Genomic DNA, 13,149 nt, shown 5'->3' on the forward strand with positions numbered 1-13,149 from the left:
AGAGCGGGAAGATTGGTCCATGAGGTTGTTCGTGGCGGTGCTCCCGCCGGTCGAGGCGTTGCAGGGGCTCTTCGACGCGGTCGCGCCGGTGCGCGGGCTGCCCGGGGCGGACCGGCTGCGCTGGACCACCGTCGAGGGCTGGCACCTGACCCTGGCCTTCCTCGGGCAGGTGTCGGAGGAGCGGTTGCCGGAGCTGGAGGCGGGCCTGGCCGCGGTCGCGGAGACGAACCCGGCGCACCACCTGCGGTTCGCGGGGGCCGGCCGCTTCGGCGACCGGGTGCTCTGGGCCGGGGTCGACGGGCAGACCTACGCCCTGCGCAGGCTCGCCGAGGCCGTGTACGAGGCCACCGCGGACGTCACCGGCGAGGTGGACGCGTTCAGCTTCCACCCGCACCTGACCCTCGCCCGGGCCGGCTCGTCGCGGGGGCACCGGCGGGCCGTCCTGCGGGTCGCGGCGGCCGAACTGGAGGGGCTGGCCGCCGCGCTGGCCGAGTACCGGGGGCCGGAGTGGGAGGCCGCCGAGCTGCACCTGATGAAGAGCGAGCCGGCCGGCGGCACGATGCGCTACGAGACCGTCCGCGCCTGGCCGTTGGCGCGCTGGGCGTCCTGACGGCTACGGCCAGGCGCGCATCGCGGCGGCGGCCACCTGTTCCAGCTCGGCCCGGCCCGCGCCGTCGCGGGCGCGCAGCGTCATGCCCTGGATGACGGCCGCGATGAACTGCGCCAGCGCCGCCGGGTCGGTGTCGGCGGGCTCCAGGCCGGCGGCGACGTCGGCGCGGATCCGGGACTCCAGGGTGCGCACGTTGGCCTCGCGCTGCTCGCGGACGGTCTGCACGACCTCGGGCGAGGTGCAGTTGACCGTCGAGCCGGCCAGCAGGCAGCCCCACGGGTGGTCCGGGTCGGTGAGCACGGCCGCGGCCTCGCGCAGCATCCGGGCGACGCCCGCCCTGGCGGTCGGCTCCTCCGCGAACGCGCGCGTGGTGTACGCGCCGTACGTCTCCTCGTAGCGCGCCAGGACCTCCGCGAAGAGCGTCCGCTTGTCGCCGAAGGCCGCGTACAGGCTCGGCGGGCGGATGCCCATGGCGGCGGTGAGGTCGGCCACCGAGGTGGCCTCGTAGCCGCGCTCCCAGAACAGGAGCATGGCCTGTTCGAGGGCGGCCTCGCGGTCGAAGGAGCGGGGGCGCCCGCGTGTCGCGCTGGTCATGGAGCAGATTTTATATCGAGCACTACAGAAGCCGTGCTACGGTTTCTTTTATTAGCGACCACTACAGAAGTGTCGCCGGAGAAGCGGGGAGGGCGTGGCCATGGGCGCGCTGGCAGGGAAGACGGCACTGGTGACGGGCGGCAGCCGGGGCATCGGGCGGGGCATCGCCGAGCGGCTGGGCCGGGACGGCGCGCTGGTCGCCGTGCACTACGGCCGCAATGCGGAGGCGGCCGAGGAGGTCGTGCGGACGATCGAGGCGGCGGGCGGACGGGCCTTCGCGGTCGGCGCCGAGCTGGGCGTCCCGGGGGACGCCCAGGCGCTGTGGGAGGCGTTCGACCGGGGGCTGGCCGAGTACGACGGGGGAGCCGGGGGGCTGGACGTCCTGGTCAACAACGCCGGGACGGGCCTGTTCGGGCGGGTCCACGAGGTGGGGGAGGAGGCCTACGACGAGGTGTTCGCGGTGAACGCGAAGGCGCCGTTCTTCGTCGTCCAGCAGGGCCTGGAGCGCCTGCGGGACGGCGGGCGGATCGTCAACGTCTCGTCCGGTGCCACCCGGCTCGCCTTCCCCTCGGCGATCGCCTACGCGATGACCAAGGGGGCGCTGGAGACCTTCACCCTGGCCCTGGCCGAGGAGCTCGGGGCGCGCGGGATCACCGTGAACTCGGTGCGGCCGGGCATCGTCCCGACCGACATCAACCCGTGGCTGGAGGACCCGGCGGAGCGCGAGCGCGCGGCCGGCTACTCGGCGCTGAAGCGGGTCGCCGAGGTGTCCGACGTCGCCGACATCGTGGCCTTCCTGGCCTCCGCCGACTCCCGCTGGGTCACCGGCCAGCACATCGATGCCACCGGCGGGTCCAGCCTCGGCGTCTAGCCGGGTGTGAGCCGGAGGTACGCTCGTTGACCGTGGATCCCAAGACTCGCATGCGTATCGTGACCGGCACCCTGGTGCTCCTGCTGGTCGTCGTGCTGATCAGCTCGCTGGTCAACCGGTAGCGGAAGCGCCGGGCGGCAAGGACGAGAGGGCCACCGCACGCATGCGGTGGCCCTCTGTCGTGCCCTCGGTCAGGGGCGGAAGCCGCTCAGAGCTGCCCGACCACGTGGTCGATGCACCGCGTGAGCGCCTCGACGTCCGCCGGGTCGATCGCCGGGAACATCGCGATGCGCAGCTGGTTGCGGCCCAGCTTGCGGTACGGCTCGGTGTCGACGATGCCGTTGGCACGCAGTGCCTTGGCGACCGCGGCGGCGTCCACCGACTCGTCGAAGTCGATCGTGCCGACCACCTGCGAGCGCTCGGCCGGGTTCGCGACGAACGGGTTCGCGAAGGAGGACTTCTCGGCCCACGCGTACAGCCGGGACGAGGAGTCAGCCGTACGGGCGACGGCCCAGTCGAGCCCGCCGTTGCCGTTCAGCCACTCCAGCTGGTCGGCCAGCAGGAACAGGGTGGCCAGCGACGGGGTGTTGTACGTCTGGTCCTTCGACGAGTTGTCGATGGCCGTCGGGAGGGAGAAGAACGGCGGGATGTAGCGGCCGGAGGCGGCGATCCCGGCGGCGCGCTCCAGGGCGGCCGGGGAGAAGGTGGCCAGCCACAGGCCGCCCTCGGAGGCGAAGGACTTCTGCGGGGCGAAGTAGTAGACGTCGGTCTCGGTGATGTCGACCGGCAGGCCGCCGGCGCCCGAGGTGGCGTCCACCAGCACCAGGGAGCCCTCGTCGGCGCCGGCCGGGCGCCGGATCGGCATCGCGACACCGGTCGAGGTCTCGTTGTGGGTGAGCGCGTAGGCGTCCACACCGGCCTCGGCGACCGGCAGCGGGTGGGTGCCCGGGGCGGTCTTGATCACGCTCGGCTCGGCCAGCCACGGTGCGGCCTTGACCGAGGAGGCGAACTTCGAGGAGAACTCGCCGAAGTCCAGGTGCTGGGACTTCTCCCGCACGAGGCCGAAGGCGGCGATGTCCCAGAACGCGGTGGAGCCGCCGTTGCCGAGCACCACCTCGTAACCCTCGGGCAGCGAGAACAGGCTGCTCACGCCCTCGCGCACGCGCTTGACCAGGTTCTTGACCGGGGCCTGGCGGTGCGAGGTGCCGAGCAGGGAGGTCTGGGTGGCGGCGAGGGCACTCAGGGCCTCGGGGCGCACCTTGGACGGTCCGCAGCCGAAACGGCCGTCTGCGGGCTTGATGTCAGCGGGGATCTGGATCTGAGCCACGCGCCGCAGCCTACCGGCCGGGGCTCGGGCGGGGATACGGTCGTCCGCGTCCTGAGACTGTGATCTCGACTGCTTCCCGACACCGGACAGCGGGCCCGGCCGAGGCCGGACCCGCTGGTCAGAGGTGGTGCGTCAGGAGGGTGTTCGGGATGTTCCGGGTGCCTCAGTGCGCGATGGCGTCCCAGCCCTCGATCTCCTCGGGACGACGCGCGCCGGGGCCGATGTAGCGCGCGGAGGGGCGCACGAGCCGGCCCGTGCGCTTCTGCTCCAGGATGTGCGCCGACCAGCCCGCCGTGCGCGCGCACGTGAACATCGAGGTGAACATGTGCGCCGGGACCTCGGCGAAGTCCAGCATGATGGCGGCCCAGAACTCGACGTTGGTGGCGAGGACGCGGTCCGGGCGGCGGCTGTGCAGTTCCTCCAGCGCGGCCTTCTCCAGCGCCTCGGCGACCTCGAAGCGCGGCGCGCCGAGCTCCTTGGCGGTGCGGCGCAGCACGCGGGCGCGCGGGTCCTCGGCGCGGTAGACGCGGTGGCCGAAGCCCATCAGGCGCTCGCCCTTGTCCAGCGCGTTCTTGACCCACTTGACGGCGTCGCCGGTGCGCTCGATCTCCTCGATCATGCCGAGCACGCGGGACGGCGCTCCGCCGTGCAGCGGGCCGGACATCGCGCCGACCGCGCCGGACAGCGCCGCGGCGACGTCGGCGCCGGTGGAGGCGATGACGCGGGCGGTGAAGGTGGAGGCGTTCATGCCGTGCTCGGCGGCCGAGGTCCAGTACGCGTCGACGGCCTTGACGTGCTTGGGGTCCGGCTCGCCGCGCCAGCGGATCATGAACCGCTCGACGACCGTCTCGGCCTTGTCGATCTCGCTCTGCGGGACCATCGGCAGGCCCTGGCCGCGGGCCGACTGGGCGACGTAGGACAGCGCCATGACGGCGGCGCGGGCGAGGTCGTCGCGGGCCTGCTCGGCGGAGATGTCGAGCAGCGGCTTGAGGCCCCAGACCGGGGCGAGCATGGCGAGCGCGGACTGGACGTCGACCCGGATGTCGCCGGAGTGCACCGGGATCGGGAAGGGCTCGGCGGCGGGCAGGCCGGGGTTGAACTTGCCGTCCACCAGCAGGCCCCAGACGTGGCCGAAGGAGACCTTGCCGACCAGGTCGTCGATGTCGACACCGCGGTAGCGCAGGGCGCCGCCCTCCCGGTCGGGCTCGGCGATCTCGCTCTCGAACGCGACGACTCCCTCAAGCCCGGGTACGAAATCGGACATGCGGCGGCTCCTTCAGTTCTGCGATCGGCGCTCCGCCGTGGTGGGGCGGGCACGCCAGTGACCGAATGGTGGTTGGCACTCGGTGCCAGAGTGGCAGGCACGGGGTGCATTGCGCCATACACCACCGTGGTGATGTTTCCCGCGGGCCCGCTTGACTTTTCCGTCGAGGGTCGGTCGTGCCCGGGGAATCGCCGGAACCAAACGCCCGGTTCCGGACAATTCACCGTACGACGGGCGGCCAAGCGGTGGCGAGTCACCTTATCTCCCACCGAGGTTTGTCCGGACGTAGCGGTGCCGGTTGCTTGTCGTACGGGATGATGTTGGCGTGCAGACCCCGGAACGCGCCCAGTCGGCGCCCCTGAGCCCCGCCAACCGGACCCTGGCCGACGAGGCCCGGCCAGGCCCGGACCTCACGGTGATGCGCAAGCACTACAGCCACGAGGGCCTGGTCGAGGAGCAGCTGGCGCCCGAGCCGATCGGCCAGTTCACCCGCTGGTTCCACGAGGCGGACGACGCCGGGGTGGCCGAGCCCAACGCCATGGTGCTCTCCACCGCCGACGCCGAGGGGCGGCCCAACTCGCGCACCGTCCTGCTCAAGGGTTACGACGCGCGCGGCTTCGTGTTCTTCACCAACTACGGCTCCCGCAAGGGCTCCGAGCTCGCCGCCAACCCGCACGCCGCCCTGCTCTTCCCGTGGATCGTGCTGGCCCGCCAGGTCATCGTCCAGGGCCGGGTCGAGAAGGTCGGCCGGGACGAGACCGCCGCCTACTTCCGCACCCGCCCGCACGGCTCCCAGCTCGGCGCCTGGGCCAGCGAGCAGTCCAGCCCGGTCGGCGGCCGCGAGGTCCTCGAACAGCGCTACGCCGAACTCGAACGCCGCTACCCCGAGGGCGAGGGCGTCCCCGTCCCGCCGTTCTGGGGTGGCTACCGGGTGATCCCCGAGAGCGTCGAGTTCTGGCAGGGCCGGGAGAACCGCCTCCACGACCGCCTCCGCTACCTCGCCGACCCCGCGGCCCCCGGCGGCTGGCGCGTCGAACGCCTCTGCCCGTGAGGGCCGGGCGGGTCGGTCCGGGCGCGGCGGCGCCGCTGAACTGACGGCACGTCATGATCAAGGTGTAGCATTCTGCCCGTCGCGGACCTGGGTCGATGCACCTCCGGCCAGCGGCCCGCCGTGCCGACACGATCGAGTGAGGGACTGATGGGCGTCACCGGTGCGGAAACCACCGCTGGACTCGGCTCCGACCTGGTCGACGTCGCCGCTCTGCCGCTCGACGAACTCGACGCCCTGCCCGACACCGTCCTCGGCGACCTGCTGCGCCGGGTGGTCGCGGACGCGCTGACTCCCGGCGCGGAACCGCTCGCCGCGTTCCAGTCGGCGCTCGACCGGTAGCGAGCCCCGGCCCGGGCGTGCGCCCCACCACCGGTTAAACCCCCCGGAGCCTACGACTTCGCCAACTTCCCCGCGCGACCGGTGGAGTTCACGACATGCTGGGTATGAATCCAGCGCCGTCGCGACACCGTCGGGCCTCGGGGGACAGAGTGCTGCAGCCTTACTTCTTCTTCAGCTACGCGCGTCGGGACTTCGAGGCGGAGGACGCCTTCGTCGACCAGTTCTTCAACGACCTGAGGGACGAGCTCGGCCGCATCGAACCCGCCGCCCGGGCCGAGGAGCTGGCCTACCGCGACACCGAGCAGCTGCGCGTCGGCGACGACTGGGCCGAGCAGCTCGCCACCATGCTGGGCCGCAGCCGGACCATGGTCGCGCTCTACTCGCCGGCCTACTTCGCCAGCCTCTACTGCGGCAAGGAGTGGACCGCCTTCCGCGGCCGCGTCCGGCGCCACCACGAGGACACCGGGGAGCTCATCCCGGCGCTGATCCCGGTGCTCTGGGAGCCCGTCGTCCCGGGCGAGCTGGCCGCCGAGGTCACCAAGATCCAGTGGGCCCAGCCGGACATGGGTGAGGCCTACGCCCGGTACGGCCTGCGCGCGCTGCTGCGCACCGGGCCGCAGGGCGACGCCTACCAGCAGGTCGTCAAGGTGGTCGCCGAGCGGGTCCGCGACGCGGCCGCGCGCCGGCTCACCGAGCTCGCGGACTTCGACCTGGGCGCGGTGCGCGGCTACTTCCCCGGCCCGCAGCCGGTGGAGCCCACGGCCACCGCGGGCATGATCCGGCTGTTCATCGCGGCCGGCCGCGCCTCGGAGGCCGCCGCCGACGGCGGCTCCTACAGCGGGGGCTGGTACGGGGCCAAGCCCTGGCACTGGGCGCCCTACCACCCGCCCAGGACGCCGTCCCTCGCGGTGCGCGCCCAGCAGGTGATCACCGCCGCCGGGCACACCACCAGCCTGGAGGAGGTCGGCGCCGGCCTCGGCGAGAAGCTCGACCAGGCCCGCGAGGACAGCCAGGTCAGCGTCCTGCTGGTGGACCCGTGGGTGGCCGGCAGCGACCGCTACCGCGCCGCGCTGCGCGAGTACGACGACCAGAACCACCCCGTCACCGGCGTGATGGTCCCCATCGGCAGCGCCGACCCGGACGGGGAGCGCGACGCGCTCTGGGCCGGCGTGCGCGGCGTGTTCCGCCGCAACTGGCTGCGCCGGAGCGACCCGGAGCACCTGTTCCGGGTCAAAGTGAACCGGGAGAGCTTCGATGCCGACCTCACCATCATGGTGACGGTCGCTCAGAACAAGCTCATGGACGACAACCTGGATTGGGGGGACGATGACGGCGGCGCATTCGGCTTCGGCCCCGGCGGCACCGGCGAACGGGCGATCCCCGGGCTGGCCATCCCGTCCGGTCCGGAGCCGGCCCCGCAGGCCCCGCAACGGGCGACGGGGCGGTGGCCCAACCCGCCCGACGTGCCGAACCCGCGCGACCACCACGACGACGCAGCGCCCTTGAGGGGAGACCAGGACGATGATCACTGAGCCCGGAACAGAGCCGGCCCGCGGCGGACCGGGATCGGTCGTCACGTTCTACTCGTTCAAGGGCGGCACCGGCCGGACCATGGCCCTCGCGAACGTCGGCTGGATCCTCGCCAGCCGCGGCCTGCGCGTCCTCGTCGTCGACTGGGACCTGGAGGCGCCCGGCCTCCACCGCTACTACCACCCGCTGCTGGTCGACCCCGAACTCCACTCCAGCGACGGCCTGATCGACCTGCTGCGCTCCTACGTCAAGCAGGCGCTGCCCTCCGCCGTCGGACCCACCGGCCTGCCCCCGGCCGCCTGGCTGGACGAACCCGGCCGGCTGGACGCCTACATCTGCGGCCTCGCCCTCGACCTGCCGGCCGGCGGCCGACTCGACTTCCTCCCGGCCGGGCGGCAGAACGCCGCCTACGCCGCCGCCGTCACCAGCTTCAACTGGCGCAGCTTCTACCACGGACGGGACATCCGCGGCGGCGAGTTCCTGCGCGAGCTGCGCGAACGCTGGTCCCGCACGTACGACTACGTGCTCATCGACAGCCGCACCGGCGTCAGCGACACCTCCGGCATCTGCACCGTCCTGATGCCCGACACCGTCGTCGACTGCTTCACCTTCAGCGCCCAGAACATCCGCGGCGGCGTCGACGCCGCCCGCGCCATCGCCGAGGCGGAGGAACGGGCCATCCGCGTCCTGCCGGTGCCGATGCGGGTCGAGGACGCCGAGCAGGAGCGCCTCGAAGCCGGCCGCGACTACGCCCGCGAGGCCTTCGCGCCCTACCTCGGCCGCTGGCTCTCCGCCGAGCGCCGGGCCGGCTACTGGGCCGACGTCGAGGTGCCGTACAAGCCGTTCTACGCCTACGAGGAGGTGCCCGCCACCGTCGCCGACCGGCCCCAGGAGGCCCGCAGCCTGCTCAACGCCTTCGAACGGCTGGCCGGCTGGATCACCGACGGCCGGGTCCGCACCCTGCGCCCGCTCAGCTCCGAGACCCGCCGCCGCCTCTACGGCGCCTACCTGCGCTCCGCCCGCGCCGTGCCCCGGCAGGTCTACGTCAGCTACGCGCCCGAGGACCGGATGTGGGCCGAGTGGGCCGCCGGCACCCTCACCCGCTTCGGCTACCAGTCCTCCCTGCACAACGCCGCCGAGCCGTACACCGGCACCCGGCCGCCCGAGGTCGCCGGGCCGCTCGACGGCCAGGGCCGGCTGCTCGCGCTGCTCTCGCCCGAGTACACCGCGCTGCCCCGGGCCGCCGAGGTCTGGCAGCTGCTCCAGGGCCGCGAACTCGCCTCCGGCTCCCCGGCCCTGGTCGCCCTGCGGCTGCAGGACTCGGACGGGCCGGTGCCCCGCCCGTTCATCGGCCAGGCCGCGCCCGACCTCGTCCGCTCCTCCGCGGTGGCCGCCGAGTCCCAGCTGTACGGCGAACTCGGCCCGCCGCCCGGCAGCATCCGCCAACCCGACTCCGACAGCGGCGAGTTCCTCGCCCCCGCGCGCTTCCCCGGCACCGCACCGCAGGTCCAGGAGGCGCCCTCACGCAACGCCTCCTTCATCGGCCGCGGCAAGCTCCTCGAACTGCTCCGCAACCGCTTCACCGGCGGCCCCGGAGCCGTGCTCAGCCAGGTCCTCTACGGTTTCGGCGGCGCCGGCAAGTCGCAGATCGCCGCCGAGTACGCGCACCGCTTCAAGGCCGCCTACGACGTCGTCTGGTGGGTGCCCGCCGAGGAGCCCGCCAACATCCCGCAGAAGCTCGCCGAACTCGCCCCGAGGCTCGGCGTGCCCACCAGCGACGACGTCGCGCACACCGCCGCCGCCGTCCTCGACGCGCTGCGCCGCGGCCAGCCCTACCGCCGCTGGCTGCTCGTCTTCGACAACGCCGGCACCCCCGAGGAGCTCGCCCCCTGGCAGCCGGCCGGCTCCTCCGGCGGGCACGTCCTGATCACCTCCCGCAACCAGGGCTGGGCCCGGCACGCCGGCCTCGTCGAGGTCGACGTCTTCCTCCGCGAGGAGAGCATCCGGCTGCTGCGCCGCTTCAACGCCGGCCTCTCCCTGGACGACGCCGAGCAGGTCGCCCACCGCCTCGGCGACCTGCCGCTCGCCGTCGGCCAGGCCGCCGTCTGGCTCCAGGAGACGTCCATGCCGATCGCCACCTACCTCGAACTGCTCGACGAAGAGCTCACCGAGATGCTGGAGCGCACCCGGCTGCGCACCGCCGACTACCCGCACTCCGCCGCCGCGACCTGGCGCATCTCGGTCGAGGAACTGCGCCGGATGAACGCCCCGGCCGCCCAGATCCTGGAGATCTGCGCCTTCTTCGGCCCCGACGCCATCCCGATGCGCCTGCTCTACAGCCGCGCCGTCACCCGCGCCCTGCGCCTGCCCCCGCGCGCGCCCCGCGACAAGCTCGCGATCGGCGAATTCCTGCGCGCCATCAACCGGTTCGGACTCGCCCGCACCGACCAGGGCAGCGAGACCATCACCGTGCACCGGCTGGTCCAGGCCGTGCTCCGGGACCAGGTCGAGGAGGAGCGGCGGGCCGAACTGCGCGGTGTCGTCCACGCGGCGCTCGCCACCGCCAACCCCGGCAACCCGGACGTCCCGGCCGACTGGGCCGAGTACGCCGAACTCCTGCCCCACCTCTGGCCCTCCGGCGCCGTCGACAGCGCGGACGAGGACGTCCGGCAGTGGATCATCGACTCCGTCCGCTACCAGTGGAAGCGCAGCCTGCACGAGTCCGGGCGGGAGCTCGCCGAGCGGACGCTCCAGCACTGGAGGCAGGAGGGCTACGGCGGGCCCGGCTTCGACGTCGACAACGACGCCCAGACGCTCATGCTGCGCACCCAGCTCAGCAACATCCGCCGCTCCCAGGGCGCCATCCAGGAGGCGTACGAGATGGACCGCGACATCCTGGAACGCTTCACCGCGACCCTCGGCCCCGAGCACTCGCACACCCTCGCCGTCGCCAGCAGCCTCGGCGCCGACCTGCGCTTCCTCGGCCGCTACGACGAGGCCAGGGCGCTGGACCAGCGCACCCTGGACGCGGCCCGCCGCACGCTCGGCCCGGACCACCCGCGCACCCTGATGATCACCAACAACCTCGCCGTCTCCGACTACCTGGCGGGGGACCGGCGGGCGGCGCTGGAGCGCCACCGCATCAACTACCTGCAGCAGCGCGACGCCCTCGGCGCGCACAGCCTCTATGCGCTCTCGTCCGCCTCGAACTACGCGCGCGACCTGCGCGAGACCGGGCGGCTGCGGGAGGCCCTCGACCTGCTGGAGGAGACCGTCCGGATATACCAGCAGACCATCGGCGACGGCCACACCGACACCCTCCGCGCCCGCAAGAACCTCGCCGTGGCCCTGCGGCGGGCCGGACGGTACAACGAGGCCCTGGAGATCGACGAGGACATCTACCAGCGCTACCTCGACATCAACGGCGCCGAGCACCCCGACACCCTGGCCGCCGCCACCAACCTCGCCAGCGACCTCAACGCCCTCGGCCTCACCGAACGGGCCATCCCGCTCGCCGAACGGGCCCTCGCGCGGTACCGCGACTACCTGGGCGAGAACCACCCGGTGACGCTGGCGGGCGCCAACAACCTCTCGGTGTACCTGCGGCTGGCCGGCCGCGTGGAGGAGGCGAGGGCGCTGTCCGCGCGGACGCTGGCGCAGTTCCGGATGGTCCTCGGTGAGCACCACCTCTACATCCCGATCGCGATGATGAACCACGCGAACGACCTGGCCCTGGCCGGGGAGACACAGGCGGCACTGGCCCTGGAGCTGGAGGCGGCGCCCCTGATGACCGAGACGCTCGGCCCGGACCACTACGACTCGATCGGCATCAACTCCAACCTCTCGCTGTCGCTCGCGGCGGTGGGGCAGACCGAGCGGGCGGCGGAGCTGCGGGCGGACTGCATCCGCAGGGCCAGGGCGACGCTGGGCGAGGAGCACCCGACGACGGTGGCGGTGAAGGCGGGGACGCGGCTCGACTCGGACGTGGAGCCGCCGCACGTGTGACGGGTGGCGGTGGGTGCGCCCCGTTCGCCGGGGCCGCCGGAGGCCGCCGCACGGCGAGGCCTCGCCCGACGGCCGGTGTCGTGCCCTCCGCAGGTGGGGTCGCCGGGCGTTGACGGTTGGTCATGCCCGGCGGCCCAGCGGCGTTAGGCTCGCCGCATGGTGCCGTTCCGGCAGTTCCTGCTGAAGATCCACAGTCGGTGCAACCTGGCCTGCGACTACTGCTACGTCTACGAGGGTGCGGACCGGAGCTGGCGGGACCGGCCCCGGCGGATGGAGCTGCCGACGGTCCGGCGGACCGCGCGACGGATCGCCGAGCACGCGGCCGAGCACGGGCTGGACGAGGTCGCCGTGGTGCTGCACGGCGGCGAGCCGCTGCTCGTCGGCGCGGGCCACCTGGACGCCGTGCTGGGCGAGTTGGCGGCGGCCGGGCCCCGGGTGCGGTTCAGCCTGCAGACCAACGGGCTGAGGCTGCTCGACGAGCCCGCGCTGCTCGACGTGCTGCACCGGTACCGGGTCGGGGTCGGGGTGTCCCTGGACGGCACCCGGGCCGGCCACGACCGGCACCGCCGCCTGCCCTCCGGCGCGGGCAGCTGGGACCGGACGGTCGAGGCGGTGCGGCTGCTCGGCTCGCCCGGGCACCGGGAGCTGTTCGCCGGGCTGCTGTGCGTCGTCGACCTGGCGGCGGACCCGGTCGCCACCTACGAGGCGCTGCTGGAGTTCGCCCCGCCCCGGCTCGACCTGCTCCTGCCGCACGCGACCTGGCGGGCCCAGCCGGCGGGCGTGCGGCGGGCCCTGCCGTCCGCACCCCCTTCCGGCAGGGAGCCCGCGCCGTACGGGGAGTGGCTGATCGCCGCCTTCGACCGCTGGTTCGACGCCCCCCGGCGGGAGACCGGGGTGCGGCTGTTCGAGGAACTGGCCGTGCTGCTGCTCGGCGGCCGGGCGGCCAGTGAGGCGGTCGGCCTGGCGCCGGTGGACCTGGTGGTGGTCGAGGCGGACGGCGCGATCGAGCAGGCCGACAGCCTCAAGGCCGCGTTCGACGGCGCCGCCGCGACGGGCCTGGACGTGTGGCGGCACGGCTTCGCCGACGCCGTCGCGCACCCGGGCTTCCGCGCCCGCCAGCGCGGCCTGGACGGCCTCGGCCAGGTCTGCGCGGCCTGCCCGCTGGCCCGGGTCTGCGGCGGCGGGCTCTACGCGCACCGATACGCGGGGGACGGCTCCGGCGGAGGGTTCGGCCATCCGTCCGTGTACTGCGCCGATATGGACCGGCTGATCCGGCACATGGCCGGGAGGCTGCGGGCGGGGGTGGCGGAACTGCGCTCGGCCGTTCGGGTGGTGGGCGCCGGTTGGCCGGTTGGCCGGTTGGCCGGTTGACCGGTTGGCCGGGTGGGCGGCCGAGGGGTTGTGGGCGGGGGAGGTGGCGTCGCGCTCGTCCGTCCGGGTCATGTACGCCCGTTGACCGGCTTATCCGGCACGGCGGGGGGAAACTGCGGGCGGACACGGCCGGGGCGGCCGGGTGTCATCGGACCGGCGTCAGGGGCCGGCGTCAGACGAGGAGGAT

Annotated in this window: 10 protein-coding genes; 7 read left to right on the forward strand and 3 right to left on the reverse strand. The window is 73.5% G+C overall.

Annotation, left to right across the window (positions count from 1 at the left end; all coding sequences use genetic code 11):
* Positions 1-19 precede the first annotated feature (19 nt).
* On the forward strand, positions 20-610 hold the full coding sequence (thpR, locus tag ACWCXH_RS19180; protein WP_449802610.1) for an RNA 2',3'-cyclic phosphodiesterase: 591 nt from the start codon (positions 20-22) through the stop codon (positions 608-610).
* 3 nt (positions 611-613) lie between these two features.
* On the opposite strand, the gene ACWCXH_RS19185 is transcribed toward thpR, so the two are convergent.
* A complete protein-coding gene (locus ACWCXH_RS19185) occupies positions 614-1,204 on the reverse strand; it encodes a TetR/AcrR family transcriptional regulator (protein WP_449802611.1) in 591 nt (196 codons plus the stop codon).
* A 100-nt stretch (positions 1,205-1,304) separates the two neighbouring features.
* Here ACWCXH_RS19185 and ACWCXH_RS19190 point away from each other — a divergent pair, with 100 nt between their 5' ends.
* Positions 1,305-2,075, forward strand: coding sequence for an SDR family oxidoreductase (locus ACWCXH_RS19190; protein WP_449802612.1), 771 nt, complete (start codon positions 1,305-1,307; stop codon positions 2,073-2,075).
* Positions 2,076-2,283: 208 nt separating this feature from the next.
* Here ACWCXH_RS19190 and serC read toward each other — a convergent pair whose 3' ends face one another.
* Both serC and ACWCXH_RS19200 read right to left on the reverse strand, forming a co-directional pair.
* Complete coding sequence (gene serC, locus ACWCXH_RS19195) at positions 2,284-3,402, reverse strand: phosphoserine transaminase (protein ID WP_449802613.1); 1,119 nt, start codon at positions 3,400-3,402, stop codon at positions 2,284-2,286.
* Positions 3,403-3,565: 163 nt separating this feature from the next.
* Entirely contained in the window at positions 3,566-4,666 is a 1,101-nt protein-coding gene (locus ACWCXH_RS19200; RefSeq protein WP_449802614.1) for a citrate synthase 2, read from the reverse strand.
* 418 nt (positions 4,667-5,084) lie between these two features.
* Here ACWCXH_RS19200 and pdxH point away from each other — a divergent pair, with 418 nt between their 5' ends.
* The 5 genes from pdxH to ACWCXH_RS19225 all read left to right on the forward strand — a co-directional run bounded on the left by pdxH (position 5,085) and on the right by ACWCXH_RS19225 (position 12,962).
* Positions 5,085-5,717: a pyridoxamine 5'-phosphate oxidase gene (pdxH, locus tag ACWCXH_RS19205; RefSeq protein ID WP_449802721.1), complete on the forward strand. Its 633-nt coding sequence runs from the start codon at positions 5,085-5,087 to the stop codon at positions 5,715-5,717.
* Positions 5,718-5,864: 147 nt separating this feature from the next.
* Complete coding sequence (gene fxsA / locus ACWCXH_RS19210) at positions 5,865-6,056, forward strand: FxSxx-COOH cyclophane-containing RiPP peptide (protein WP_449802615.1); 192 nt, start codon at positions 5,865-5,867, stop codon at positions 6,054-6,056.
* Positions 6,057-6,205: 149 nt separating this feature from the next.
* The gene (locus ACWCXH_RS19215; RefSeq protein WP_449802616.1) at positions 6,206-7,588 is read left to right on the forward strand and encodes a TIR-like protein FxsC; all 1,383 of its coding nucleotides are present in this window, start codon (positions 6,206-6,208) and stop codon (positions 7,586-7,588) included.
* A complete protein-coding gene (gene fxsT, locus ACWCXH_RS19220) occupies positions 7,578-11,591 on the forward strand; it encodes an FxSxx-COOH system tetratricopeptide repeat protein (protein WP_449802617.1) in 4,014 nt (1,337 codons plus the stop codon). Before ACWCXH_RS19215 ends, fxsT begins: the two co-directional genes overlap by 11 nt.
* Before the next feature lie 156 nt (positions 11,592-11,747).
* Positions 11,748-12,962 carry an FxsB family cyclophane-forming radical SAM/SPASM peptide maturase gene (locus ACWCXH_RS19225; RefSeq protein WP_449802618.1) on the forward strand — a complete coding sequence of 405 codons (1,215 nt, stop codon included), beginning with the start codon at positions 11,748-11,750 and terminating at the stop codon, positions 12,960-12,962.
* Positions 12,963-13,149 lie beyond the last annotated feature (187 nt).

The sequence above is a fragment of the Kitasatospora sp. NPDC001660 genome, from assembly GCF_053596725.1.

Excerpts from the sequence above, each read along its gene's own strand:
- ACWCXH_RS19200 (WP_449802614.1), bottom strand. The coding sequence starts at position 4,666 with ATGTCCGATTTCGTACCCGGGCTTGAGGGAGTCGTCGCGTTCGAGAGC.
- thpR (WP_449802610.1), top strand. The coding sequence starts at position 20 with ATGAGGTTGTTCGTGGCGGTGCTCCCGCCGGTCGAGGCGTTGCAGGGG.
- ACWCXH_RS19190 (WP_449802612.1), top strand. The coding sequence starts at position 1,305 with ATGGGCGCGCTGGCAGGGAAGACGGCACTGGTGACGGGCGGCAGCCGG.
- fxsT (WP_449802617.1), top strand. The coding sequence starts at position 7,578 with ATGATCACTGAGCCCGGAACAGAGCCGGCCCGCGGCGGACCGGGATCG.
- pdxH (WP_449802721.1), top strand. The coding sequence starts at position 5,085 with ATGCGCAAGCACTACAGCCACGAGGGCCTGGTCGAGGAGCAGCTGGCG.
- fxsA (WP_449802615.1), top strand. The coding sequence starts at position 5,865 with ATGGGCGTCACCGGTGCGGAAACCACCGCTGGACTCGGCTCCGACCTG.
- ACWCXH_RS19225 (WP_449802618.1), top strand. The coding sequence starts at position 11,748 with ATGGTGCCGTTCCGGCAGTTCCTGCTGAAGATCCACAGTCGGTGCAAC.
- ACWCXH_RS19185 (WP_449802611.1), bottom strand. The coding sequence starts at position 1,204 with ATGACCAGCGCGACACGCGGGCGCCCCCGCTCCTTCGACCGCGAGGCC.